We start from the raw sequence: 22,533 nt of genomic DNA, 5'->3' as shown, positions 1-22,533 counted from the left end.
CATGCGATAGACTGGACCGAGTCGGCGCCTCGTCGGCCTGATCCCAGGAGCCCGCATGTCCGGCCGCCGTTCCGCACGACCCCGCCGCTCTGCACGACCGCGCCGCTCTCCACGACCCCGCCGTCGCCGCCCGTTCCTCGTCGCGCTCGTCGCCACGGTGGGGTCCCTCGTCGGGATCGCTGGCGTCATCGCCGTCGTCGCGAGCATCTTCAGCGGCGGCCTCGCCCGGAACTACGACCGCGAGACCGAGACCATCGCGGACGCCTTCCCCGGCGGCGCTCGTCCGGCCGCCACCGCCGGCGCGGAGGACATCCTGCTGATCGGGTCCGACTCCCGCGCCGGCTCCGACGTCGACGACGGCTTCCGCGGGGAGCGTGCCGACACGCTGATGCTCGCCCACGTGCCGGCGGACCGGAAGGCCGTGTACCTGATGTCGATCATGCGCGACTCGTGGGTCGACGTCCCCGGCTACGGGACCGCGAAGATCAACGCGGCCTCTGCCTGGGGCGGCGTCCCGCTCACGGTGCAGACCGTCGAGCAGCTCCTCGACATCCGGGTCGACCACGTCGCCGAGATCGACTTCGCCGGGTTCACCGGCATGACCGACGCACTCGGGGGCGTCACCGTCGACTCCCCGCAGGCCTTCAGGACCAGCGGCATCGAGAAGCACCGGATCGTCGCCGGCCCGAACCACCTCGACGGCGAGGAAGCGCTGGCGTTCGTCCGGACGCGGTACGCCTTCGCCGACGCCGACCACACCCGCGTGCGCAACCAGCAGGCGTTCATGCGCGGGATCGTCGGCGGGCTCCTGTCGAAGGACACCGCGACGGACCCGGGCCGGATCCAGGACTTCGTCAGTGCGACGAGCAAGTACCTCGCGGTCGACCCCGGCCTGACGTTCCGCACCCTGGTCGATCTCGGCTGGTCACTGCGGGACGTCCGCGCCGACGACCTGCACACGTTCACGATGCCGACCGCTGGCGGCGGGACCTCGCCCGACGGCCAGTCCTACGTCGCGGTCAACGCCGGCGCCGTGCAGACACTGGGCGCATCCCTGCGGTCCGACGACCTCGGGCGCTGGCTCGCGCAGAACCCGCACGACTGACCCGGCGCACGCACAACGCAAGACACCGGTGTCCGTGCGTCCTGCCGCGACTCTGCGCGGCGTGGAGCACGAACACCGGTGTCTCGCAGCCGCTGCGGGCTGCCGATGGACCTGGATCAGGCCGGGAGCTGCAGCGTCTGCCCCGCGTAGATCAGGTTCGCGTCGTCGATCGTCGTCGTGTTGGCGGCCCAGAGCTGCATCCAGCCACCGTCGACACCGAGCTTCGTCGCGATGGTGTCGAGCGTGTCGCCGGACACCACCGTGTAGGTCGTGCCGCTGGTCTTCACCGCGGCGGGCTTCGACGGGCCTGCCGGAGCAGCCGTCGGTGCCGGGGCGGTCGCCCTCGGGGCGACCTGCTTCGCCGGTGCCGGAGCAGGGGCTGCCGGAGCGGCCGGTGCGGCAGCAGCCGGTGCGGGCGCCGGTGCGGGTGCGGCCTGCTGCGGGATCGCCGCCGGGGCAGCACCGGTGGTGCCGCTCAGCCCGAGCTTCGCGGAGCAGGCGGGCCATGCGCCCCAGCCCTGCGACGCGAGGACGTGCTCGGCGACGGCGATCTGGGTCTCGCGGCTGGCGTTCGCCGGGCTGCCGACGCCGCCGTTCGCGGCCCAGGTGCCCTGCGTGAACTGCAGGCCGCCGGAGTAGCCGTTGCCGGTGTTGATGGCCCAGTTGCCACCGGACTCGCACTGAGCGAGGGCGTCCCACGTGGAACCGGCGGCGGCGTTCGCGGGGGCCGAGAGCCCGACGCCCGCCGCAGCGATCCCAGCGAAGGCGAGTCCACCGAGGACGGCACGGGTACGGGTTTGCTTCTTCATCTGTTGCTCCACCGGGGCCGCTCGTCGGATCACGACGCCCACTGCCCACCCCGACCGATCGCGGTCTGTTGAGGTGTCACCGGGGGCAGTGGTACGCGCCGGTGTCACGGTCGGCAACCATAGGAAGATCCAGGCCGTTATCAAACTGAGACCAAGCGTTCCACCCCAGGATGATGCGTACCCCGCCGATTTCCGGTAAGCGCTGATCCCCATGGGCGCGCCGATCGCGTGTACCCGGGTACGCGATCATGCGAATTGGCTGGCAATGCGACCCGGTGGCCCTCAGGCGCACTGGAGGCGCGGGACGGCGCCGGAACGCGCCTCCAGGCCGTACCGGGGTCGCGACCAGGGCGCGGTCAGCGAGCGGTCAGACGCGCGTCAGGAGGGTCACGGCTTCGAGGTGGCCCGTCTGCGGGAACATGTCGAGGACGCGCGCTCGGCGCAGCCGCAGCGACGGCATCCGCGCCAGGTCCTTCGCGAGCGTCACCGGGTTGCAACTGGAGTAGACGACGTGCTGGACGTCGGAGGCCTCGAGCCAGTCGGCGAGCGCCGGCCCGATGCCCCGCCGCGGTGGGTTGACGACCACGAGCTCCGGGGTCTGCTCGGGACGGGACCGCAGGGCGTGCTCGGTCGCGTCGTCGGCCGCGAACCGCAGGTCGACGAGGCCGGCCTCGCGCGCGGACTGCTTGGCGGAGCGGATGGCCTCGGCGCTCGTCTCGATCCCCGTGACCGCGCGACCGGGACGGGCGGCGTGCAGGGCGAACCCGCCGACACCGCAGTAGAGGTCCCACATGGACGCGGGGTCCACCTCGTCGATCCACGCCGACGCCTGGTTGTAGAGGGCAGCGGCGACGGTGGTGTTCGTCTGGAAGAAGCTCTGCGGACGGAGGTGCATCGTCACGGACCCGACGCGCATCGGCAGGGTCTCCTGCTCGGTGAGGACGACCTCGCGCTCGCCCTCGGTGACGGCCTTGTGCTCGGGCAGCAGGTTCGCGGTCACGACGACGGCGGTCGGCAGCGCCAGGAGCAGGTCCCCGAGCCGGGAGCGCAGGCGGGCGAGCTGGCCCTCGGAGCGGAGCACGAAGCGCACCATGAGCTCGCCGTCGGGGGACTCCGTCACGAGCACGTACTTCAGCTCGCCGCGGCGGGCCACGACGTCGTACGGGATGAGCCCGGCGGAGGTGACGAAGTCGGCGAGGACGGGGAGCGCCCGCTGGATGCCGGGCGTGCAGATGCCGCAGTGCCGGATGTCGACCCCGCGCTGCCGGTGGTCGAGGATGCCGATCGTGGAGTGCTCGGCCGATCCGCCCACGACCATCTTCGCGCGGTTGCGGTAGGCGGACTCGGGGCTGGTGATCGCCGGCGACCAGGTGACGGAGCCCGGGCCGCCCGCTGCCTCGACGGCGTCGTGCAGGAGCTCGCGCGTGCGGAGTTCCTTGTCGAGGACCTGGTCGGCGTACGGCTGCCCCATGAGCGTGCACGAGTGGCACACCCCGCGGTCGAAGTAGTCGCACTGCATGGCCGAGTCAGGATACGGCAGCGGGGGCCCGTCGTCAGCGGGCGGCGGTGTCCCGGGTGGTCGTGGCGACGCGGTACACCGAGGTCGTCGCGGTCAGGAAGAGCGTCGTGCCGTCGTCGCCGCCGAAGCAGAGGTTCGAGACCGTCTCCGGCACCGGGACCTCCCCGAGGCGGGAGCCGTCCGGCGCGAACACGACGACGCCCCGGCCGGAGGAGGACCAGACGTTGCCGTCGACGTCCACGCGGATGCCGTCGGGCACGCCCTCCCCGGGCTCCAGGGTGGCGAACACCCGGCCGTTCTTCACCCGGGCGCCGTCGACGTCGTAGGCCCGGATGACCGGGCGCTCCCCGTCCGAGCTCGCCAGGTACAGCACCCGCTCGGACGGGTCGAACGCCAGGCCGTTCGGCTCGTCGGCGTCGAGCACCACGGGGCGCAGGTCCGATCCGTCGGGCGCGCAGCGGAACACCCAGTGGTCGCCGTACTCGCGCTCCCCGAGGTGGCCCTCCCGCGGCTGCGTGATGCCGTAGGCGGGGTCGGTGAACCAGATCGCGCCGTCGGTGGTGACGACGACGTCGTTCGGCGAGTTCAGCCGGACGCCGTTCCACCCGTCGACGACCGTCGTCACGACGCCGTCCCGGTCGCGCTCGACCCGGCGGTTGCCGTGGGAGCACTGCACGACGCTGCCGTCGAGGTCGAGCGTGCGGCCGTTCGTGAACTCGACGCCCTCGGCGTACGCGTCGACCTCGCGCGTGTCGGCGTGCCACTGCAGGATGCGGTCGCCCGGGATGTCGGACCAGCGGAGCGTCCGCGACGTCGGGATCCAGCACGGCCCCTCGGCCCAGGTGCTGCCGGTCGCGATGCGCTCGAGCGCGGCGGGGTCGGGGACGAGGTCGGTGATCGACGCCATGGGTTCTCCTTCGAACACCACGAGCGTAGACGCCGGTCCGCTCTGGGCACGGTCAGGCGGCGCTGCGGCTCCGGGGCACGGTCAGGCCGCGCTGCGGCTCCGGGGCACGGTCAGGCCGCGCTGCGGCTCCGGTCGTGCCGGATGGCCGTGAGCGGCGCCGGGGCAGCGGACCGTTCCGGGCTGCGGCGGACGGCAGCCCCGGCGAGCGCACCGCGGAGCAGGGCGGCGACCATGGCGGCACGCCCGTGCACCGGGACGTGGTCATGGGCGTGGGTGCGCGCGGGGGCGTGGGTGCGCCCGCGGGCGTCGTCGCGGCTTCCGAGGGCGGCCCGGACGACCTGTACCGCGATCGCCGCGGCGGTCCCCGAGCGGCTCCGACCGGCGACCCGGACGGACAGCGGCACGCCCCGGTGCTTGCGGGCGAACCACACCGAGTCGTGCGCCCGGTCAGCGAGGGCGCCGAGGTCGTGGAGCGGTGCCGACGCCGCTGCCCGACGCACCGGACGGCCGACGACGACGTCCGGGTCCTGCAGGACGACGTACCCGGACTGGCGGACACGGAGGCAGAGGTCGAACTCGAGGTGGTCGGTCGCGAGCTCCTCGTCCCATCCGCCGATCTCCCGCCAGACGTCCGTGCGGAGCGCCGATCCGGAGGTCGCACAGGCGTCGACACCGCGCGGTCCACCGTGACGGCCGGCCGTGACGGGACGCGCCGCGCCGACCGGCCCGAGGACACCGGCGGCGACGGCGACGCGGGGGTCCTCGAACCGGCGGACGAGCTCCGCCACCATGTCGGCGGGTGCGACGTGGTCGGGGTCGAGGCGGACAACGACCTCGGCACCGTGCTCGACGAGCAGTCGCACGCCGTGGTTCGCCGCCGCGCCCGCCCCCGTCCCGCGCGGGACGGCCACCACCAGGGCGATGCCCCGGAGGGCCCGCGCTGCCGCCAGCATGTCCGAGCCGGCGTCGACCACCACGACGACCGTGTCGACCTGGGTTGCGATGGACCGGACGGTCTCGAGGAGCCGTTCCAGGTCGGGGCGGCGGACGACGATGCAGGCTGCGGTGTTCACGGTGCTCCTCGGGTCAGGAAGTATGTGGAATACATCCTGCCCGGCAGCGGCCGTCCGTGCAATGACATCTGACATGTCATGCGGTTCCCCGCAACGCCGTCGCAGGTCAGTCGGTCGTGTCCTGCAGGGCGTCGAGCGCTGCGACGTCCTCGGACGCCAGCACGAAGTCGACGTCGGCGTTCTCGGCGATGCGCGACGGCGTGGTCGACTTCGGCAGCGGGAGCACGTCCTTCTCGAGCAGGTACCGGATCGCGACCTGGGCGACGGTCTTGTCGTACTTGGCGGCGATGTCCGCGATGGCCGTGTTCGACAGCAGGCCGCCGGTCGCGAGCGGCGAGTAGCCCTCGACGAGGATGTCCTGCTCCGCGCAGAACGCCGTGGTCTCGTCCTGGGTGTTGCCGATGAACCAGCGGATCTGGTTGGCGTGCGGCACGACGTCCGTCTGTCCGAGCAGGTGCTCGAGGTCCGGGACGGCGAAGTTGGAGACACCGATGGACTTGGTCTTGCCGGCGTCGTAGAGCTCCTCGAAGACCTTCCACACCTCGACGTTGCCCTCGCGGTGGTCGCTGCCCATGTCGCTCCAGGGCCACGGCGCGTGGATCAGGTACAGGTCGACGACGCCGAGGTCGAGGTTGCCCGCCGACTCCGCGAAGGCCTCGCGCGCGCCGGACGCGGTCTTGATCTCCGCCGGCAGCTTCGTGGTGATGAAGACCTCGTCACGCGGGACGCCGCTGTCGCGGACGGCCTCGCCGACGCTGGCCTCGTTGCCGTAGGCGAGCGCGGTGTCGATGTGACGGTACCCGGCGTCGAGTGCGACTCGGGTGGCGTCGTAGGCCTCAGACCCCGAGGGGATCTGCCAGGTGCCGAAGCCGATCTGGGGGATGTGGAGTCCGTTGGACAGGGCGAAGGTGTCGGTGAGAGCGGGCATGCCCCGGACAGTACGCCCGGGTCAGTCGGACAGGCGCACGGAGAGCACCCGGTCGTCGCCGTCGCCCGGGGACCCGCGGCCGTCGGTGTTGTTCGTGACGAACCAGAGCGTGTCGTCGGGACCCTCGAGCACGGTGCGGATGCGGCCGTAGTCGTCGGCGAACCACTCGCGCGAGGTCGACGGGCCGGACACGGGCACCGAGCGGAGCACCCGGCCCTGCAGGTTGGCGATGAAGACGGTGTCGTCGACGACGGCGAGGCCGCTCGGGCTGGCCTCGTCCGTCGACCACTGCTGCACCGGGTCGACGAACCCCTGGTCGGTGCCCCCCGTGCCCTCGACCTCGGGCCAGCCGTAGTCGCTGCCGGGCTCGATGACGTTGAGCTCGTCGAAGGCGTTCTCCCCGAACTCCGACGCGAACATCGTGCCGTCGTCCGCCCACCCGAGCCCCTGCACGTTGCGGTGCCCGGTGGACCACACCGGGGAGCCGTCGAACGGGTTGTCGGACGGCACGTCGCCGGTCGGGGTCACGCGCAGGATCTTGCCGGCGAGCGAGTCGCGGTCCTGGGCCTCGGACCGGTCGCCGGCGTCGCCGACGGTCACGTAGAGCATGTCGTCCGGGCCGAAGGCGATCCGGCCGCCGTTGTGGAAGCTGTTCGCGGGCAGGTCCTCGACGACAGTCGTCGGGTCGCCGAGCCCGTAGGACCCGGCGTCGCCGGTCAGCGGGTAGCGCTCGACCCGGTTGCCGTCCTCGCCGGTCGAGTAGACGTAGAGCTCGTCGTCGTCGTGCACCGCGAGGCCGAGCAGTCCGCCCTCGCCGCCGTGCCGGATGCCCTCGATCGTGCCCACGGTGCGCGGGCTGCCGTCCTCGGCGAGCTCGAGCACGTCACCGGAGTCGCGGAGGCTCACGAGCGGGGTGTCGTCGACGAGCACGACGGACCACGGTGCCTCGAGGTCGGTCGCGACGTCCGTCACGGCTCCCGTCGGGACGACCTCGCCGCTCGCCAGGTCGCTGGGCGCCGGCGGAGCGGTCGCACTGCCCCGTGACGAGCGGTCGTCCTCTGCGTCGGGCCCGGCGGAACAGCCGGCGAGCGTCAGGACGAGCAGGGCGAGCGATGCGAGGGGTGCTGCGGTCCGGGTGCGCATGTCGCGGACGGTACGCGGGCGGCCAGGGGACGGACGGGAGGCTCGGCACCTGTCCGGCAGACACCCGGCCGGCCGTCAGGTGGCCGGGTCCCCGACGGTCACCGCTGGGCGACGGGGCTGATCACGAGCTCGTCCACGCGCACGTGCGCGGGGGCGTCGAGCACGAAGCCGATGGTGCGGCCGATGTCCTCGGCGGTGAGCATCACGGCGCGGGCGGCGGCGTCCGGGACCTGCGGGCGCTGGTCGAGGAAGTCCGTGGCGACGTCGCCCGGGCAGAGGTGCGTGGCGCGGACGCCGTGCGGCGCCTCCTGCTGGTTCAGACCACGGACGACGGAGCCGAGCGCGGTCTTCGACGCCGAGTAGGCGACACCCGCCCCGGGCTGGAACGACCACCCGGCGTACGAGGACACGACGACCACGACGCCGCCCGTCGCGCTCGTGCGGAGGGCCGGCAGTGCGGCGTCGACCACCGAGAGCACCGCGGTGAGGTTCGTGTCGAGGACCGCGCGGACGTCGGCCATGGACTGGTCGTCCCAGCGTCGGGCCGGGGTGTTCAGCCCCGCGGCGAGGACGAGCCCGTCGAGGCGGCCGTGCCGCTCGACGATCGCGGCGGCGGCAGCCATGACGGCGTCCGGGTCGCCGGCGTCGAGCGGCAGGACGTCTGCCGCACCGCCCGCTGCCCGGACCTCGGCGGCGACCTGCTCCAGGCGGTCGGCACGGCGCCCGCTGAGCACGACGGTCCAACCGGTCGCCGCCGCGGTGCGGGCAGCCGCTGCGCCCATGCCGCTGCCGCCGCCGGTGACCCAGAGGACGCGTCCGGTGGTCGTGTTCGTCGTCCCGGTGTCCGTGCTCGCCGCGCCCGCGCTCGTCATCCCGCAATGGTATGGCTGGTGGTGTCGACGACGACCGTCGGCTGAGAAGGAGCACCCCATGCACCTCGACCTCCGCGACCGCGTGGTCGTCATCACCGGGGCGGCGCGCGGCATCGGCCGGACGCTCGCCGACCGCTTCGTCGCCGAGGACGCCCGCGTCGTCGCGCTCGACCTGGCGTTCGACCCGGACTTCCCGCTCGAGCACGTGGTCTGCAACGTCGCCGACCCCGCGTCCGTCCAGCAGGCGATCGCGTCCGTCGTCGAGACCCACGGGACGATCGACGTGCTCGTGAACAACGCCGGCGTGAACGTCGACGGACTCGTGGCCGACCTGCGGTGGGACGCCTGGCAGCGGTGCGTGGACGTCAACCTCGGCGGCACGTTCCTGATGAGCCAGGCGGTCGCGCCGGTGATGCAGGCGGCGGGACGCGGGCGGATCATCAACGCGGCGTCGTTCGCGGCCATCGTGCCGAGCGTCGGGAGCGCCGCCTACGCCGCGTCGAAGTCGGCCGTCGTGGCGTTCACCCGGGTGCTCGCGTCGGAGCTCGGGCCGTGGGGGATCACCGTGAACGCGTACGCGCCGGGCATGGTGCCGACGGCGATGAACGGCTTCGCGACGATGCCGGCCGAGGCGCAGGACCGGCTCCTCGACACGCTGTCGCTGCGGCGGTGGGAGACGGCCGACGACGTGGCCGACCTGCTCGTGTTCCTGGCGAGCGACGCGTCGTCGTACATCACGGGGACGCTGCTCGACGTGTCGGGCGGCAAGCTCGCGACGCAGATCCCGGCGCGGGCGTACGGGCGGTAGCCAGCACTCGCAGCCCGGCGCACGGCCTGTGCTTCCTGTCCGGCCGCACAGGTTCTGCTCACCCGGCTCTCGGTAGCCTGTGAGCCACCCAGAGCCGGACTGTCACGCCCGACCCCGAGGAGGCGCCCCATGGTCACCGTCCTCGTCGCGTTCGCCGTCGTCGCCCTGCTGGTGCCGGCGCTCACGCCGCTCCTCGGCCGCCGCGTCTTCTACCTCGCGGCCCTGCCACCCGCCGCCGCCGCGGTGCTCACCGTCACGCAGACGGACCGGGCCCTGCACGGCGGGGTCACCGAGCGCGCCACCTGGGTACCCGAGCTCGACCTCGCCCTCGCCCTGCGTGTCGACGCCCTGTCCTGGGTGCTCGCACTGGTCGTCTCGGTCGTCGGAGCCCTCGTGCTCGTCTACTGCGCGTCGTACTTCGGGCCGAAGGAGCCCGGGCTCGGACGGTTCGCGGGCGTCCTGACGGCGTTCGCCGGGTCGATGTACGGCCTGGTGATCGCCGACGACGTCATCGTGCTGTTCATCCTGTGGGAAGCCACCACCGTCTTCTCGTACCTGCTCATCGGCCACGACTCGGTCAAGCGGGCGAGCCGGGCGGCCGCGATGCAGGCCCTCGTCGTCACCACGGCCGGCGGCCTGGCGATGCTCGCGGGGCTGGTCATGCTGTCGGTGCGCACCGGCACCACGCAGCTCTCCGCGATCGTCGAGCAGGCCCCGTCGGGCACCCTCGTCACGGTCGCCGTGGTGCTGGTCCTCCTCGGGGCACTGACCAAGTCCGCGATCGTCCCGTTCCACTTCTGGCTGCCCGCCGCGATGGCCGCGCCGACCCCGGTCAGCGCCTACCTGCACGCGGCCGCGATGGTGAAGGCCGGGATCTACCTCGTCGCGCGCCTCGCCCCGGCGTTCGCGATGCTCGGGGGCTGGCGGGAGACCATCACGGTGCTCGGCGTGCTCGGGATGCTGGTCGGCGGGTACCGGGCGCTCCGCCAGACCGACCTCAAGCTCCTGCTCGCCTACGGCACCGTCGCGCAGCTCGGGTTCCTCGTGCTCGCCGCCGGCTGGGGCACCCCCGCGATCGCCCTCGGCGGGGTGGCGCTGCTCGTCGCGCACGCCACGTTCAAGTCCACGCTGTTCCTGGTCGTCGGCACCGTCGACCACGTCACGGGCACCCGCGAGCTGAACCGGCTGAGCGGGCTCGGCCGGCGGATGCCGTGGCTCGCGACGGTCGCGGTGCTCGCCCTCGTGTCGATGGCCGGCATCCCCCCGACGATCGGGTTCGTCGCGAAGGAGGCGGTGCTCACCGGCGTCGTCGAGGCCCTGCACGGTCCCGGTGCGGCCTGGGCGTGGGTGGCGCTCGTCGGCGTCACGATCGGCTCGGTCCTGACCGTCGCGTACTCGCTCCGCTTCCTCTGGGGCACCTTCGGCCGCAAGCCCGGGGTCGAGCAGACGGAGCCGCACGCGCTGCACGGACTCGGTGTCGTGCCGTCGGTGCTCGGTCTCGCCGGGCTCGCGCTCGGGCTGCTCACGCCGGTCGTCGCCCACGGGCTCGAGCCGGCGGCGGAGGCCGCGTCGCACTCCGGCGAACCCGTGCCGCACCTGGCGCTGTGGCACGGTCTCGAGCCCGCGCTCGGCATCTCCGCCCTGACGCTCCTCGGCGGCGTCGCGCTCTTCCTCGCCCGCACCCGCGTCGAGGCCCTGCAGCACCGGCTGGCCGGGTCCCCGAGCGCCGCGGGCACGTACCGACGGGTCATGCGCGGGCTCGACCACGGCGCGACGGGTCTGACCGCGTTCCTGCAGCGCGGTTCGCTCCCCTACTACCTGACGGTCATCCTCTCCGTCTTCGTCGCCGGCGCCCTCGCCAACCTGGTGCTCGGCGGTCCCTGGGAGTTCCACGTCCGGTTCGCCGACTCGTGGGGCCAGGTGCCGGTCATGATCGTGATGTCGATCGCCGCGATCTCGGTGCTGACGGCGAAGACCCGGTTCGCCGCGGCGGTCCTGGTCGGGGTGACCGGGTACGGCATGTCCGTGCTCTTCGTCCTGCACGGCGCCGTGGACCTCGCGCTGACCCAGCTCGTCGTCGAGACGGTGACGCTCATCGCCTTCGTGCTCGTCCTCCGCCGGCTCCCCCCGCGCATCGCGACCGCGAACCCCTCGCGCTTCCGGGTGCTGCGCGCCCTGTTCGCCGGACTGGCCGGGCTGACCCTGGCGATCGTCGTCGTCGTCGCGGCCTCGGCCCGCACCGCGACGCCGATCTGGCCGGACCTGCCCGCGCTGACGAGCTCGTTCGGCCACGGCCTCAACGTCGTGAACGTCGCCCTCGTGGACCTGCGCGGCTGGGACACCCTCGGCGAGCTGACGGTCGTCGTCGCAGCGGCCACCGGTGTTGCGAGCCTGATCTTCGTGAACTCGCGCGAGGACACCCTGCCCCGTCTGCGCGACCGGCCCGAGTCCGCCGACGAGCGTCGCGACGGGGAGCCCCGCGCCTGGCTGCCGACGAGCGCCGCGCTGCCGACCGGGCGGAGCGCGCTGCTCGACGTCGTCGTCCGCCTGCTGTTCCACGGCCTGGTCGTGCTGTCCGTGTACCTGCTGTTCGCCGGACACAACGCCGCGGGCGGTGGCTTCGCGGGCGGACTCGTCGCGGGCATCGCACTCGCGGCCCGGTACCTCGCCGGGGGCCCCGCCGAACTCGGTGCCGCCGCGCCCGTCCGGGCCGGCCGACTCCTGGGGCTCGGGGTCGCGACGGCCGCGATCACGGCGATCGTCCCGATGTTCTTCGGCAAGGAAGCCCTGTACTCGGAGTTCTTCGAGGCCACGGTCCCCGTCCTCGGGCACGTCGAGTTCGTCACGGCGACGTTCTTCGACATCGGTGTCTACCTGGTGGTCGTCGGCCTGGTGCTCGACGTGCTGCGCAGCCTCGGCGCCGAGGTCGACCGGCAGCGCCTCGAGGACTCGCGCACCTCCACCCGCGACACCATCGAAGCCGGCCGCGACCCCGAGGAGGTCTCCGCATGACCGTCACACTCGTCCTCGTCATCGCGATGGCCGTGCTCTTCGCCTGCGGCGTGTACCTGCTGCTCGAACGCTCGCTCACGCGGATGCTGCTCGGGTTCCTGCTCCTCGGGAACGCGCTCAACCTGCTGCTGCTCGTGATGTCCGGCGCCGCCGGTGACCCGCCGATCGGGAAGTCCTCCGAGGGCATCACCGACCCGCTCCCCCAGGCCTTCGCCCTCACCGCGATCGTGATCACCTTCGCCGTCAGCGCCTTCCTGCTCGCCCTGATCCACCGCTCGTGGACGCTGTCCCGTGCGGACGAGGTCGAGGTCGACGAAGCCGACGTCGCCATCCGGAGCGCCCGCGGCGAGTCGACGGACGAGGACGACACCGAGGTCGACACCGACACGGACACCGGTGGGACACCCGACGACGGCCACGAGCGCCACCACGAAGCACCGACCGACGAGCGTGAGGGATCCCGATGACCTTCCTCGTCCCGCTCCTCGTCCTCGTCCCGCTGCTCGGCGCGGCGGTGGCCCTCGGACTCCTCCGGCACCAGCGCATCCAGCGCGCGATCACGGTCGCCGTGCTCGTCGTCGCCCTGGCCGTCGCCGCCACGCTCATGGTGCTCGTCGACCAGCACGGCACGATCGTGGTGCAGGTCGGCGGATGGGACGCCCCGTACGGCATCTCGCTCGTCGTGGACCGCCTGAGCGCCCTGCTCCTGACCGTGTCCGCGAGCGTGCTGCTCGTCGTCCTGCTGTTCTCCATCGGGCAGGGCCTGGCCGCGGACGACAGCGAGGCCCCGGTCACGATCTTCTACCCGACGTACCTCGTGCTCGCCGCCGGCGTGCTCGACTCCTTCATCGCCGGCGACCTCTTCAACCTCTACGTCGCGTTCGAGATGCTCCTGGTGGCCAGCTACGTGCTGATCACCCTCGGCGGGAGCGAGCAGCGCGTCCGGGCCGGCACGACGTACATCGTGACGAGCCTCATCGCCTCGGCGATCTTCCTCTCCGCCATCGGACTGGTCTACGGCGCCACCGGCACGGTCAACATCGCCCAGATCAGCGAGCGCGTCGCGGGGCTGCCCGACCACGTGCAGCTGCTCCTGCACACGATGCTGCTCATCGGCTTCGGCATCAAGGCCGCCGTGTTCCCGCTGGCGTTCTGGCTGCCCGACTCCTACCCGACCGCCCCGGCCCCGGTCACCGCGGTGTTCGCCGGTCTGCTGACGAAGGTCGGCATCTACGCGATCATCCGGCTCGAGACGGTCATCTTCCCGCGGCCACAACTCAACGAGGTGCTGCTCGTCGTCGCCGCCCTGACGATGGTGGTCGGCGTGCTCGGCGCGGTGTCGCAGACGGACGTCAAACGTCTGCTGTCCTTCACGCTCATCAGCCACATCGGGTTCATGGTGATGGGCGTCGGCCTGGGATCCGTCGCGGGCACGGCCGCCGCGGTGTTCTACACGGTGCACCACATCGTCGTGCAGACCACCCTGTTCCTGGTCTCGGGCCTGATGGAGCGCATCGGCGGCACGACGTCCACGCGGTCGCTCGGCGGCCTGCTCAAGGCCGCGCCCCTGCTGGCGGCGCTCTACCTCATCCCGGCGTTCAACCTCGGGGGCATCCCCCCGTTCTCCGGCTTCATCGGCAAGCTCGGCCTGTTCCGCGCCGCGGCCATCGACGGCAGCCCCCTGGCGTACGTGACGATCGGCGCCGGCGTCGTCACCTCGCTCCTGACGCTCTACGCGCTGATGCGCGTCTGGGACGCCGCCTTCTGGCGGCCGAAGCCCGCCGCCGAGCCCGCGGCCCCGCACGCGGCCGTCGCAGAGCCGCACGAGACGCTCCGTGCGCCCGAACCCGCGCCGGTCACGATCTCGGAGACCGACGGCTCAGTGCTGACGGGAGGCTCGGTGACCGTCACTGACGCTGCCAGCGCTGGGCGGGCCTCCCGTCCGTCGCCCGGAACCGGCGAGAAGGCGCGCCTGCCCCGCATGATGGTCGGCGTGACCACCGTCGCGGTGCTCGGCTCCGTGGCGCTGACCGTCGTCGCCGGCCCCCTCTACGGCTACGCGACCCGCGCTGCCCAGTCGCTCGAGTCCCCGGTGCAGTACGTGCAGGCCGTCCTCGGGGAGCGCCCATGAGGGACGACACCCGCCGCATCGCGAACGCCCGACGCATCGTCGTCGCGTGGCGCTACGACGTGCCGCTCGCCGCCGGGCTGACCGTCCTGTGGGCGCTGCTCTGGGGGTCGTGGAGCCCGCTGACGCTGCTCTGCGGCATCGTCGTGGCGCTGCTCGTGACACAGCTGCTGCCCCTGCCCCCGGTGCCGCTGTCCACGCGGTTCTCGCCGCTGCGGTTCCTGTGGTTCCTCGTCGTCTGGTCCGGGCTGGTGTTCCGTGCGTCGTTCCGCGTCGCCTGGGTGGCCGTCCGACCGCGGGGCGTCCGCCGCAGCTCGATCGTGCTCGTGCAGCTGCACACGACGTCGGAGATGACCTTCACGCTGGCGACCCTCGCCGTGTCGCTCGTGCCCGGGTCGTACGTCGCCGACGTCGACCTGAAGCGCCGTCGGCTGCTGCTGCACGTGCTCGACACCGAACGCGTCGAGCAGGTCGAGGCCGCCAGGCGCGAGGCCCTCGGGATCGACGCCCTCGTGATCCGGGCGGTCGGCTCGAAGCAGGACGTGTCCGAGCTGTCCGACCCGCCGCCGGAGGTGACCCGATGAGCGCAGCAGTCGTCGTCATGGGGATCGGCATCGCACTGGTCCTCGCCCTGCTCGGGGCGACCCTCGCGATGGCGGTCTTCCGGATCGTCCGCGGTCCGACCATCCTCGACCGGATGATCGGCTCCGACATGGTGCTCACCACCGTGCTCGTCGTGATCGCCGCGGCGATGGTGGTCCGGCAGGACCTCGCCGGCATCCCGGTGCTCGTGGTCATCGCGGCGACGAGCGTCTTCGCCACGATCGCCGTCGCCCGCGCCGTGACCCCGTCGTCCGACCCGTCCGACGAGGGCACCGACGCCACCACCCCCGAACGACGAGCGGAGGGATCGTGATCGAGGTCATCGAGTCCTTCATCGACGGTGCCGGCGTCCGCGCGTGGATCGCCCTCGGGCTGCTGATCGTCGGGTCGCTGCTGTCGCTCGGCGCGGGCGTGGGGATCGTCCGCTTCCCCGACCCGCTCGTCCGCCTGCACGCCATGTCCAAGCCGCAGGTGCTCGGGCTGGCCTTCGCCCTCGCCGCGATCGTGGTGGCGGTGTGGACGTGGACGGCGTTCTTCGTGGTGCTGCCGATCATGGTGTTCCAGCTGTTCCTGGTGCCGGTGTCGACGCACATGATCGCCCGCGCAGGGCTGCGCTCGAACGACTACCGCCACGAGGACCTGCTGGTCGACGACACGGAGTCGTGACGCGGAGCTCTTTCGCGCCTCGGGTCGTTCCGCGCGTGGTGGGTCGTTCCGCGCGTGGTGGGTCGTTCCGCGCGCAGGGGGGTCGAATCGCGCGTCGGAGGTCGTTCCTTCCGACTGACAACGCGCGTTCCCGCTTCCCATCGCGGGCATCAGGGGACGGTTCAGCCGCGGCGGGACAGCACGAGGTTGACCACCGCGGCGAGCACGACGATGCCGGCCGAAATCGCGGGGAACAGCATCGCCGTCTGCGCGCCCGAGGACTCAGCCACCTCACCCACCACGGCCGAGGTGAGCGACTGCCCGACGATGACCGCGGACCCGAGGATCGTCATCGTCGTCGCGGACCGGCCGACCGGGGAGCGGTCCGAGCCGAGGCTGTACTGCGCGACGAGGGTCGGGCCGATGCCGATGCCCATGACCGCCAGGACGATCCCGACCGTGAGGACCGAGTCCGCCGACGCGAAGGCGATCGCCCCGCCGAGCAGCACGACGCCGAAGACCAGCCAGCGCCAGCCGATGCCGAACGCCCGCGGGAACGCCGCAGACCCGAGCGCGAGGCCCGCCGAGCCGATGCCCATCAGGCCGTAGAGCAGTCCCGCCTGCGAGGACTCGCCGTGGGTCTCCATGAACGCCGTCAGGGACGTGAGCGTCGAGCCGAAGAAGAACCCGATCCCGAGGATGCCGACGACGACCACGACCAGGCGCGGTCGGAGCAGCTGCCGGGCGGGTGCCTGCGCGACCTCCGCCTGCTGACCCACGGCCAGACGGCCCGTCGGGTGCAGGGCGAAGGCCGTGACGAAGACGAACGTCAGCGCCGACGCGCCGGCCACGGCGACCCACGGCGCGATGGCGCTCGCCAGCAGCCCGACCAGGAACGGCCCGATGATGAACACCGTCTCGTCGGCCGCGGACTCGTACGCCATCGTCCCGCTGAGGACCTTCTCCTGCCGGACCGGCGCCATGCGCTGCCGGATGATGGCGACCAGCCGGGTACGGGACATCGGGGCGACCTGCGGCGCACTGGCTCCGACGAAGAACGACAGCGCCAGGACGGCGAGGTCCGGGGCGGTGCTCTGCACGACGAGCACGAAGACCCCGAGCAGCGCGGCATTCGCCAGGCCGACGGGCACCAGGACCGTCCGCTGCCCGAACCGGTCTGCTGCTGCGCCGACCATCGGACCGACGATCGCCGAGCCGATGCCGACGAACGCGGAGTTGATGCCCCCGAGCGCGACCGAGTCACGGGAGGCGACGACGAGCGTCAGGACGCCGACCACCATCATCGCGAAGGGCAGCCTGGCGATGAACGCGATCGGGAAGTAGGAGCGCCCGGCGTGGGCGATCAGGGAAGCGTCTGCGGAGCGCGCCTGGAGCATGTCGTGGTGTGCCTTCTCGGCCCGCCGTGGAGCTGCGGACCCATCGGGTGCCGCCGCTGTCCGCCGAGGTGCGGCGACCGGTAGATACACACTTGCGGTCCCGAGGGTACCAGCGGGGTCGTCAGCCCCGACGTCCGGCCCGGCGCGCGAAGGCGTCGAGCGCCTGCAGGACGTCATCGCTCCGCCAGACCTTGGCACGGAGCTTGTGCTCCGACTTCCCCACGAGCACCCCGGCCGCCGCGAGCGCGTCGAGTGCACGGTAGACGTTGACCGACGGCCCGAGCTGCGCCGAGAGCGACGCCCCGGTGAGGACGGGCTGACGAGCAACCACCTCGAGGACGCGCCACACCGCCGAGTCCGCACGCGCCGTGACGGTCGCACGCCACGCGGCCTGGACCGCGTGGATGTCGTCCACCAACTCGTGGGCGTTGTTCACCGCGCGGAAGGCCGCTTCGGCCGTGGCGACCACGATCGGTTCGACCTCGCCCGTGCGGTACGCGTCGAGTGCTGCGTGGTACCCGGCGGTGTCCGTGAGCAGGCCGGCAGACACCGGAATGGTGACGTTCCTGGTCAGCCCGGTCCCCCGGAACATCGCCTGCATCAGCGCGCGGCCCGTGCGACCGTTGCCGTCCGTGAACGGGTGGATCGTCTCGAACTGTGCGTGGGCAACGGCGATCTGCACGAGCCGCGGCAGGTCGGCCCGCCGCGAGAACACCATGACGTCGTCGACCAGGGCCGGGACGCGCTCGGACGCGGGCGCGACGAAGTCGGCTCCGGCTGGACTGTCAGCGCTCCGACCGATCCAGACGGGTTCGGTCCGCCAGACACCGGCGTCGTGATGGGTGTCGCCGTCGAGCAGCGCCGCGTGCATCGCGAGGACGGAGGCGGGGGTGAGGTCGTCAGCGAGCTCGAGCGCGCTCTGCATCGCCCGGGTGTTCGCGACGATCTGCGCGGCGTTCTGCCGTGAGTCGTCACCGAGTTCTGCTGTGTAGATCGCCCGTGCGCTGGCGGTGAGGTTCTCGATCTGCGAGGACGCTGCTGCCTCGGAGCGAAGCAGGAGCGCTGCGAACGGTGCGATCTCACCGCCGAGCTGCGCGTCGAATCGGACCAGCGCCTCGACCGCATCGTCCACGAGCGCCGCGACGGACGAGCTCACACGAGGGTCGAGATCCGCGATGAGCGGTGGCACGGCCGCACGGTACGGATGCCCGAGGGCGGTGCGGCGGCTCGCCGCGACACCGAACCCCGCGTACTTCGACTCGAACCAGAGCTCTTCGGACGAGATCGCGGGCCAGTCCACGGTGCTCCGATCTGTCGCTGCGGCGGGAGGTTCTCGACACTTACGGTACTAAGTGTAGCTGGGGCGGTGATCGTGTGACAGATCGCCTCCGTGGTGCGCAGGGTTCTGAGATGTCACCGGGCCTCGCCCGTGGCCCAGAAGTACGTCAGGGGAGCGCCGTTCACCAGGTGGTCGCCGACGACCCGCTGCTGGAACACGACCGGGTTGTGCGACGACAGGGTCCTGGCGTTCCGCCAGTGCCGGTCGAGGGCGCGGTCCCGGTCCGTCGCGCTGGCTCCACCGACCTCGAACAGGGTCGTGTGGCGCGGAGGGCGACCTCGACCACAGTCGACTGCAGCGCGATGGTCCGGAGCTCCGCGGCGTCGATCTTCTCGTCGGCGTCACGCGCGGAACGACGTGCGATCGCGGACGCGATGGGCCAGAACGTGCGCCGGGACGGACTGGAGGCCCGGTACCAGCTGGCACCGGACCTCCAGTCCGTCAGGCGGTGCGTCAGGAGACGGCGCCGGAGCGCGCACCCGCCCACAGGTCGACGTCGGTGATGCCCACGGAGTGCTCGTCGATGGTGCGGAGCTCCTCGTCGGTGAAGGACAGGTTCGACAGGGCGGCGACGTTGTCCTCGAGCTGGGAGACCCGCGACGCCCCGATGACGAGCGAGGTGACGCGCTCGTCGCGGAGCGCCCAGGCGAGGGCGAGCTGCGCCAGGGACTGGCCGCGCGCCTCGGCGACGGCGTTGAGCGCGTTGAGGTGCTGGACGACCTCGGGCGTGATCGACGACGGGTCGAGCGTCTTGCCGGCGGCCGCACGGGAGTCCGCGGGCACGCCGTCGAGGTAGCGTCCGGTCAGCAGGCCCTGGGCCAGCGCGGTGAAGCCGATGACACCGAAGCCGAGCTCGCTGGCAGCGTCGAGGAGCCCCTCGGTCTCGATCCAGCGGTTCAGCATCGAGTACGAGGGCTGGTGGATCAGGAGCGGGGTGCCGAGGTCACGGAGGATCTCGACGGCCTCGCGGCTGCGGGCCGCGTCGTAGGAGGAGATGCCGACGTACAGCGCCTTGCCCTGCTGCACGGCGGTGTGCAGCGCGCCCATGGTCTCCTCGAGCGGCGTCGACGAGTCGAGGCGGTGGGAGTAGAAGACGTCGACGTAGTCGAGTCCCATCCGGGTCAGGGACTGGTCGAGCGAGGCGAGGACGTACTTGCGCGACCCGCCGCCCTGGCCGTACGGGCCGGGCCACATGTCCCAGCCAGCCTTCGTCGAGACGACCATCTCGTCCCGGTACGGGCGGAAGTCCTCGCGCATGAGCCGGCCGAAGTTGACCTCCGCGGCGCCGTAGGGCGGCCCGTAGTTGTTCGCGAGGTCGTGGTGCGTGATGCCGAGGTCGAACGCGCGACGGCTGATCGCCCGCTGGTCCTCGAAGGGCATGTCGTCCCCGAAGTTGTGCCAGTAGCCCAGGGAGAGCAGCGGCAGGTCGAGGCCGGAGTGGCCTGTCCGGCGGTACGTCATCGAGTCGTAGCGGTCGTCGCTGGCGATGTAGGTCATGCTCCGAGCCTGGCACGTGGCACCCGGGCGGTCTCAGGAGGACACTGGGCGCAACCGAGAGGAACGCCATGGCACGGACGACGGATGAGGCCCCGTTCACCGACGAGGAACGCGCGGCGATGCAGGAGCGCGCGGCCGAGGTGAAGGCCTCCAGGAGACGCGGCGGGTCCAAGGCCGAGAAGGCTGCAGCGGACCTCGAGGCCCTCCTGGCGAAGATCGCCGAGATGCCCGAGCCCGACCGGGGGCTGGCCGGACGCATCCACCGGATCGCGCTCGAGGTCGCACCCGACCTCCTGCCGAAGCTCTGGTACGGCATGCCCGCCTACACGAAGGACGGCACGGTGGTGTTCTTCTTCCAGGACGCCGCCAAGTTCACGGCCCGCTACTCGACGCTCGGCTTCCAGGACCCTGCGCGGCTCGACGACGGCACCTTCTGGCCGACGTCGTGGGCAGTCACCCCGGAGTTCTCGACCGACGACGAGGCAACGGTGGCCGAGCTCATCCGTCGGGCGGTCGGGTGAGCCGGTAGCGTGCTGGGATGACCGCGCTCCGAACGGCCACCCCGTGATCGCTGCTGCCGCGGGACTCGTCCCCGCGCTGGTCTTCCTGCTGCTCTACGTCCTGTGCCGTCGCCATGACCGGCGGATGCTGCGGAACGGGGTGTTCCTCACCGCCGCGGTCCTGTTCGGTGCGGCTGCGGTCGTGTCGATCCTGACCGCCGTCGTCCCGGGGTTCGGGATCGTCGTCGGGCTGGTGGTGCTGCTCGTCCCCCTCGCCGTCGTCGCCCTCGGTCTCGCCCTGATCGTGAACGGCGTGCAGATGCTCCGGCGTGAGGGCCGCAGCCTCGGCAACCTGCTCTCGCTCGTCGCCGGCGTGCTCGTGTTCGTGCTGCCGACCGTCGCCGTCGTGGTGTTCGCGATCGCGACCGACGGCGAGCAGGACGTGCCGGACACCCTGGCCGTGTCGGCCGTCGTGCTGCTCGTGTTCCTCTGCGTGTACGTGGCACTCGCCTTCGTCGCGTTCGCGGTGTACTCGGTCGTGTACGGGCGGATGCGGTTCCGCGAGGCGCCGGACGCGATCGTGGTGCTCGGCTCCGGGCTCGTCCGCGGCGAGGTCCCGCCCCTGCTCCGGAGTCGACTCGACCGGGCACTCGCGCTGTACCGCAGCGAGGTCGCAGCGGGACGGCGTCCGGTGCTGGTCCCGTCCGGCGGCCAGGGCGCCGACGAACCGCGGGCCGAGGGCACCGCGATGGCCGAGTACCTGCTCGCGAACGGCGCCGAGGCCGCGGACGTCCTGCCCGAGACGGCGTCGCGGTCCACGCGTGAGAACCTCCGCTTCTCGCGAGCGGTGCAGACCGAAGCGGGGCGGGACGGCCACGTCGTCGTCGTGACGAACAACTACCACGTGCTCCGGGCCGCGGTGCTGGCGCGCCAGCTCGACCTGCCGGCCCAGGTGATCGGGTCGCCGACGGCTCCGTACTACGTGCCGAGCGCGTTCCTGCGGGAGTTCATCGCCGTCATCGTCGAGCACCGGTGGTTGAACCTGGTGGCGTTCCTGCCGTTCGTGGCCTTCACCGGGTTCCTGCTCTGGGAGTCGTTCCAGCAGCGGTGACGCCGGTGGCGGCCGCGGTCGCCGGTGGTGGCCGCGGTCGCCGGTGGCGGCCGCGATCGCCGCTGTCGCCGCTCGCTAGGATCTCCACCATGGTCGAGATCTCCGGGCCGCGTCCGACGGACCTGCTGACGATCGGCGAGGTCGTCGCGCGGACGGGCGTCGCTGCGTCGGCGCTGCACTTCTACGAGCGCAAGGGCCTGATCCGCCCCGAACGGACCGACGGTGGCACGCGGCTGTACCCGCGGCACATGGAGCGGCGGATCGCCATCATCCAGGTCGCCAAGCGGCTCGGCATCCCCCTGAGCGAGGTCGCCGACCAGTTCGCGGCCCTGCCCCAGGACCGGATGCCGTCGCTGCGGGACTGGAACCGACTGAACGAGCGATGGCGGGCGCGACTCCGTGCCCGCCAGCTCGAGCTCGCCCGGTTGCAGGAGGAGATGACGAGGTGCATCGGGTGCGGGTGCGTCTCGCTCAACGCCTGCCTGCTCGTCAACCCCGGGGACGCGCTCAGCTCCGAGGGGCACGGTGCTCGCCGGCTGCTGCCGATCGAGGACGACGCGGGCGCAGCAGGCGCAGCGGGCGCAGCAGGCGCAGCGGGCGCAGCAGGCGCAGCGGGCGCAGCGGGCGCAGCGGGGGCAGCCTAGGAGCCGGCCGGTCGGAGCCCGTCGTCGAACCGCGTCAGCAGGGCGACGGCGTCCGTCACGCGGTCGAGGTCGTCATCCGCGATGTCACCCAGCGCCGCCCGGAGCTTCCCTGCCCAGTGCGCGCGGAGCACGCGGATGTTCGCCGCCGCCTGCTCGGTGGCGAACAGCTGCACGAGCCGGGCATCGCGGGGGTCGACACATCGGTCGACCATGCCCTTCGCGACGAGCGACCGGAGTGCGGCGCTGAGGTTGCTCCGCTGCAGTGCCGTCGCCTCGGCCGTGGCGCTCGGTGACGTCCCCGGGTGCATGTCCACCCATCGCAGGACGAGGACCTCGGTGCCGGTGAGCGGGACGACGTCGAGGGCCGAGCTGCCGTTCGGGTCGATCTCGCGCGAGACCCGGAGCACGAGGTCCGCGAGGTCGGCCAGCGCCTCGTCGGTCACCGTTGCGTCCATCCCTGCACTGTAGCGCCGATAGCAAGCGGTTATGCATT

General features: G+C 72.2%; 23 protein-coding genes. 11 read left to right on the top strand and 12 right to left on the bottom strand.

From position 1 onward, the window contains the following. Window positions 1–55 precede the first annotated feature (55 nt). The gene (locus tag ITJ68_RS02835) at window positions 56–1,105 is read left to right on the top strand and encodes an LCP family protein (RefSeq protein ID WP_194659810.1); all 1,050 of its coding nucleotides are present in this window, start codon (window positions 56–58) and stop codon (window positions 1,103–1,105) included. A gap of 116 nt (window positions 1,106–1,221) precedes the next feature. Here the strand turns inward: ITJ68_RS02835 and ITJ68_RS02830 are convergent, their stop codons facing one another. The 7 genes from ITJ68_RS02830 to ITJ68_RS02800 form a co-directional block, all read right to left on the bottom strand. Continuing rightward, window positions 1,222–1,914 (bottom strand): transglycosylase family protein, encoded by a 693-nt coding sequence (locus ITJ68_RS02830; RefSeq protein WP_194659809.1) that lies wholly within the window; start codon window positions 1,912–1,914, stop codon window positions 1,222–1,224. A 367-nt stretch (window positions 1,915–2,281) separates the two neighbouring features. Next, entirely contained in the window at window positions 2,282–3,433 is a 1,152-nt protein-coding gene (gene rlmC / locus ITJ68_RS02825; RefSeq protein ID WP_194659808.1) for a 23S rRNA (uracil(747)-C(5))-methyltransferase RlmC, read from the bottom strand. Between the two features lie 34 nt (window positions 3,434–3,467). Then, window positions 3,468–4,340: an SMP-30/gluconolactonase/LRE family protein gene (locus ITJ68_RS02820; RefSeq protein ID WP_194659807.1), complete on the bottom strand. Its 873-nt coding sequence runs from the start codon at window positions 4,338–4,340 to the stop codon at window positions 3,468–3,470. Between the two features lie 110 nt (window positions 4,341–4,450). Beyond that, entirely contained in the window at window positions 4,451–5,413 is a 963-nt protein-coding gene (locus ITJ68_RS02815; protein WP_194659806.1) for a glycosyltransferase, read from the bottom strand. A gap of 106 nt (window positions 5,414–5,519) precedes the next feature. Further along, window positions 5,520–6,341 (bottom strand): aldo/keto reductase, encoded by an 822-nt coding sequence (locus ITJ68_RS02810; protein WP_194659805.1) that lies wholly within the window; start codon window positions 6,339–6,341, stop codon window positions 5,520–5,522. 21 nt (window positions 6,342–6,362) lie between these two features. After that, complete coding sequence (locus tag ITJ68_RS02805) at window positions 6,363–7,484, bottom strand: PQQ-dependent sugar dehydrogenase (RefSeq protein ID WP_194659804.1); 1,122 nt, start codon at window positions 7,482–7,484, stop codon at window positions 6,363–6,365. A 98-nt stretch (window positions 7,485–7,582) separates the two neighbouring features. Further along, on the bottom strand, window positions 7,583–8,356 hold the full coding sequence (locus ITJ68_RS02800) for an SDR family oxidoreductase (RefSeq protein ID WP_194659803.1): 774 nt from the start codon (window positions 8,354–8,356) through the stop codon (window positions 7,583–7,585). A gap of 58 nt (window positions 8,357–8,414) precedes the next feature. Between ITJ68_RS02800 and ITJ68_RS02795 the strand changes: the two genes are divergently transcribed. The 7 genes from ITJ68_RS02795 (at window position 8,415) to mnhG (ending at window position 15,573) form a co-directional block, all read left to right on the top strand. Further along, on the top strand, window positions 8,415–9,164 hold the full coding sequence (locus ITJ68_RS02795) for an SDR family NAD(P)-dependent oxidoreductase (protein WP_194659802.1): 750 nt from the start codon (window positions 8,415–8,417) through the stop codon (window positions 9,162–9,164). Window positions 9,165–9,293: 129 nt separating this feature from the next. Next, a complete protein-coding gene (locus tag ITJ68_RS02790) occupies window positions 9,294–12,176 on the top strand; it encodes a Na+/H+ antiporter subunit A (RefSeq protein WP_194659801.1) in 2,883 nt (960 codons plus the stop codon). Next, a complete protein-coding gene (locus ITJ68_RS02785) occupies window positions 12,173–12,643 on the top strand; it encodes a Na(+)/H(+) antiporter subunit C (protein WP_194659800.1) in 471 nt (156 codons plus the stop codon). Before ITJ68_RS02790 ends, ITJ68_RS02785 begins: the two co-directional genes overlap by 4 nt. Further along, a complete protein-coding gene (locus tag ITJ68_RS02780; RefSeq protein WP_194659799.1) occupies window positions 12,640–14,307 on the top strand; it encodes a Na+/H+ antiporter subunit D in 1,668 nt (555 codons plus the stop codon). Before ITJ68_RS02785 ends, ITJ68_RS02780 begins: the two co-directional genes overlap by 4 nt. Further along, window positions 14,304–14,888: a Na+/H+ antiporter subunit E gene (locus ITJ68_RS02775; RefSeq protein WP_194659798.1), complete on the top strand. Its 585-nt coding sequence runs from the start codon at window positions 14,304–14,306 to the stop codon at window positions 14,886–14,888. Before ITJ68_RS02780 ends, ITJ68_RS02775 begins: the two co-directional genes overlap by 4 nt. Further along, a complete protein-coding gene (locus tag ITJ68_RS02770; protein ID WP_194659797.1) occupies window positions 14,885–15,220 on the top strand; it encodes a sodium:proton antiporter in 336 nt (111 codons plus the stop codon). The genes ITJ68_RS02775 and ITJ68_RS02770 overlap by 4 nt, the downstream gene beginning before the upstream one ends. Beyond that, entirely contained in the window at window positions 15,217–15,573 is a 357-nt protein-coding gene (mnhG, locus tag ITJ68_RS02765) for a monovalent cation/H(+) antiporter subunit G (protein ID WP_194659796.1), read from the top strand. The genes ITJ68_RS02770 and mnhG overlap by 4 nt, the downstream gene beginning before the upstream one ends. Before the next feature lie 161 nt (window positions 15,574–15,734). Here the strand turns inward: mnhG and ITJ68_RS02760 are convergent, their stop codons facing one another. From ITJ68_RS02760 to mgrA, 4 genes are all read right to left on the bottom strand, one after another. After that, complete coding sequence (locus ITJ68_RS02760) at window positions 15,735–16,949, bottom strand: MFS transporter (RefSeq protein ID WP_194659795.1); 1,215 nt, start codon at window positions 16,947–16,949, stop codon at window positions 15,735–15,737. Window positions 16,950–17,070: 121 nt separating this feature from the next. Next, window positions 17,071–18,249 carry a Fic family protein gene (locus ITJ68_RS02755; protein ID WP_194659794.1) on the bottom strand — a complete coding sequence of 393 codons (1,179 nt, stop codon included), beginning with the start codon at window positions 18,247–18,249 and terminating at the stop codon, window positions 17,071–17,073. 113 nt (window positions 18,250–18,362) lie between these two features. Beyond that, window positions 18,363–18,542, bottom strand: coding sequence for a hypothetical protein (locus tag ITJ68_RS02750; RefSeq protein WP_194660172.1), 180 nt, complete (start codon window positions 18,540–18,542; stop codon window positions 18,363–18,365). 199 nt (window positions 18,543–18,741) lie between these two features. Next, entirely contained in the window at window positions 18,742–19,785 is a 1,044-nt protein-coding gene (gene mgrA / locus ITJ68_RS02745; protein ID WP_194659793.1) for an L-glyceraldehyde 3-phosphate reductase, read from the bottom strand. A 68-nt stretch (window positions 19,786–19,853) separates the two neighbouring features. On the opposite strand from mgrA, the gene ITJ68_RS02740 reads away from it, so the two are divergent. The 3 genes from ITJ68_RS02740 to soxR all read left to right on the top strand — a co-directional run bounded on the left by ITJ68_RS02740 (window position 19,854) and on the right by soxR (window position 22,040). Further along, window positions 19,854–20,306, top strand: coding sequence for an iron chaperone (locus tag ITJ68_RS02740; protein WP_194659792.1), 453 nt, complete (start codon window positions 19,854–19,856; stop codon window positions 20,304–20,306). Between the two features lie 43 nt (window positions 20,307–20,349). Further along, window positions 20,350–21,396, top strand: a complete 1,047-nt coding sequence (locus ITJ68_RS02735) for a YdcF family protein (RefSeq protein WP_323743197.1) — start codon at window positions 20,350–20,352, stop codon at window positions 21,394–21,396. 89 nt (window positions 21,397–21,485) lie between these two features. Continuing rightward, window positions 21,486–22,040 carry a redox-sensitive transcriptional activator SoxR gene (gene soxR, locus ITJ68_RS02730; RefSeq protein WP_194659791.1) on the top strand — a complete coding sequence of 185 codons (555 nt, stop codon included), beginning with the start codon at window positions 21,486–21,488 and terminating at the stop codon, window positions 22,038–22,040. Here soxR and ITJ68_RS02725 read toward each other — a convergent pair. Further along, window positions 22,037–22,495 (bottom strand): MarR family winged helix-turn-helix transcriptional regulator, encoded by a 459-nt coding sequence (locus ITJ68_RS02725; protein ID WP_228504443.1) that lies wholly within the window; start codon window positions 22,493–22,495, stop codon window positions 22,037–22,039. The two genes, soxR and ITJ68_RS02725, sit on opposite strands and share 4 nt — an antisense overlap. Between the last annotated feature and the right edge of the window lie 38 nt (window positions 22,496–22,533).

Origin of the sequence: Curtobacterium sp. VKM Ac-1395 (genome assembly GCF_015350975.1) — a bacterium.
Taxonomy (GTDB): Bacteria; Actinomycetota; Actinomycetes; order Actinomycetales; family Microbacteriaceae; genus Curtobacterium.
The sequence above is the reverse complement of the archived record's forward strand: the minus strand, read 5'-3'. Positions and strand labels throughout refer to the sequence as shown.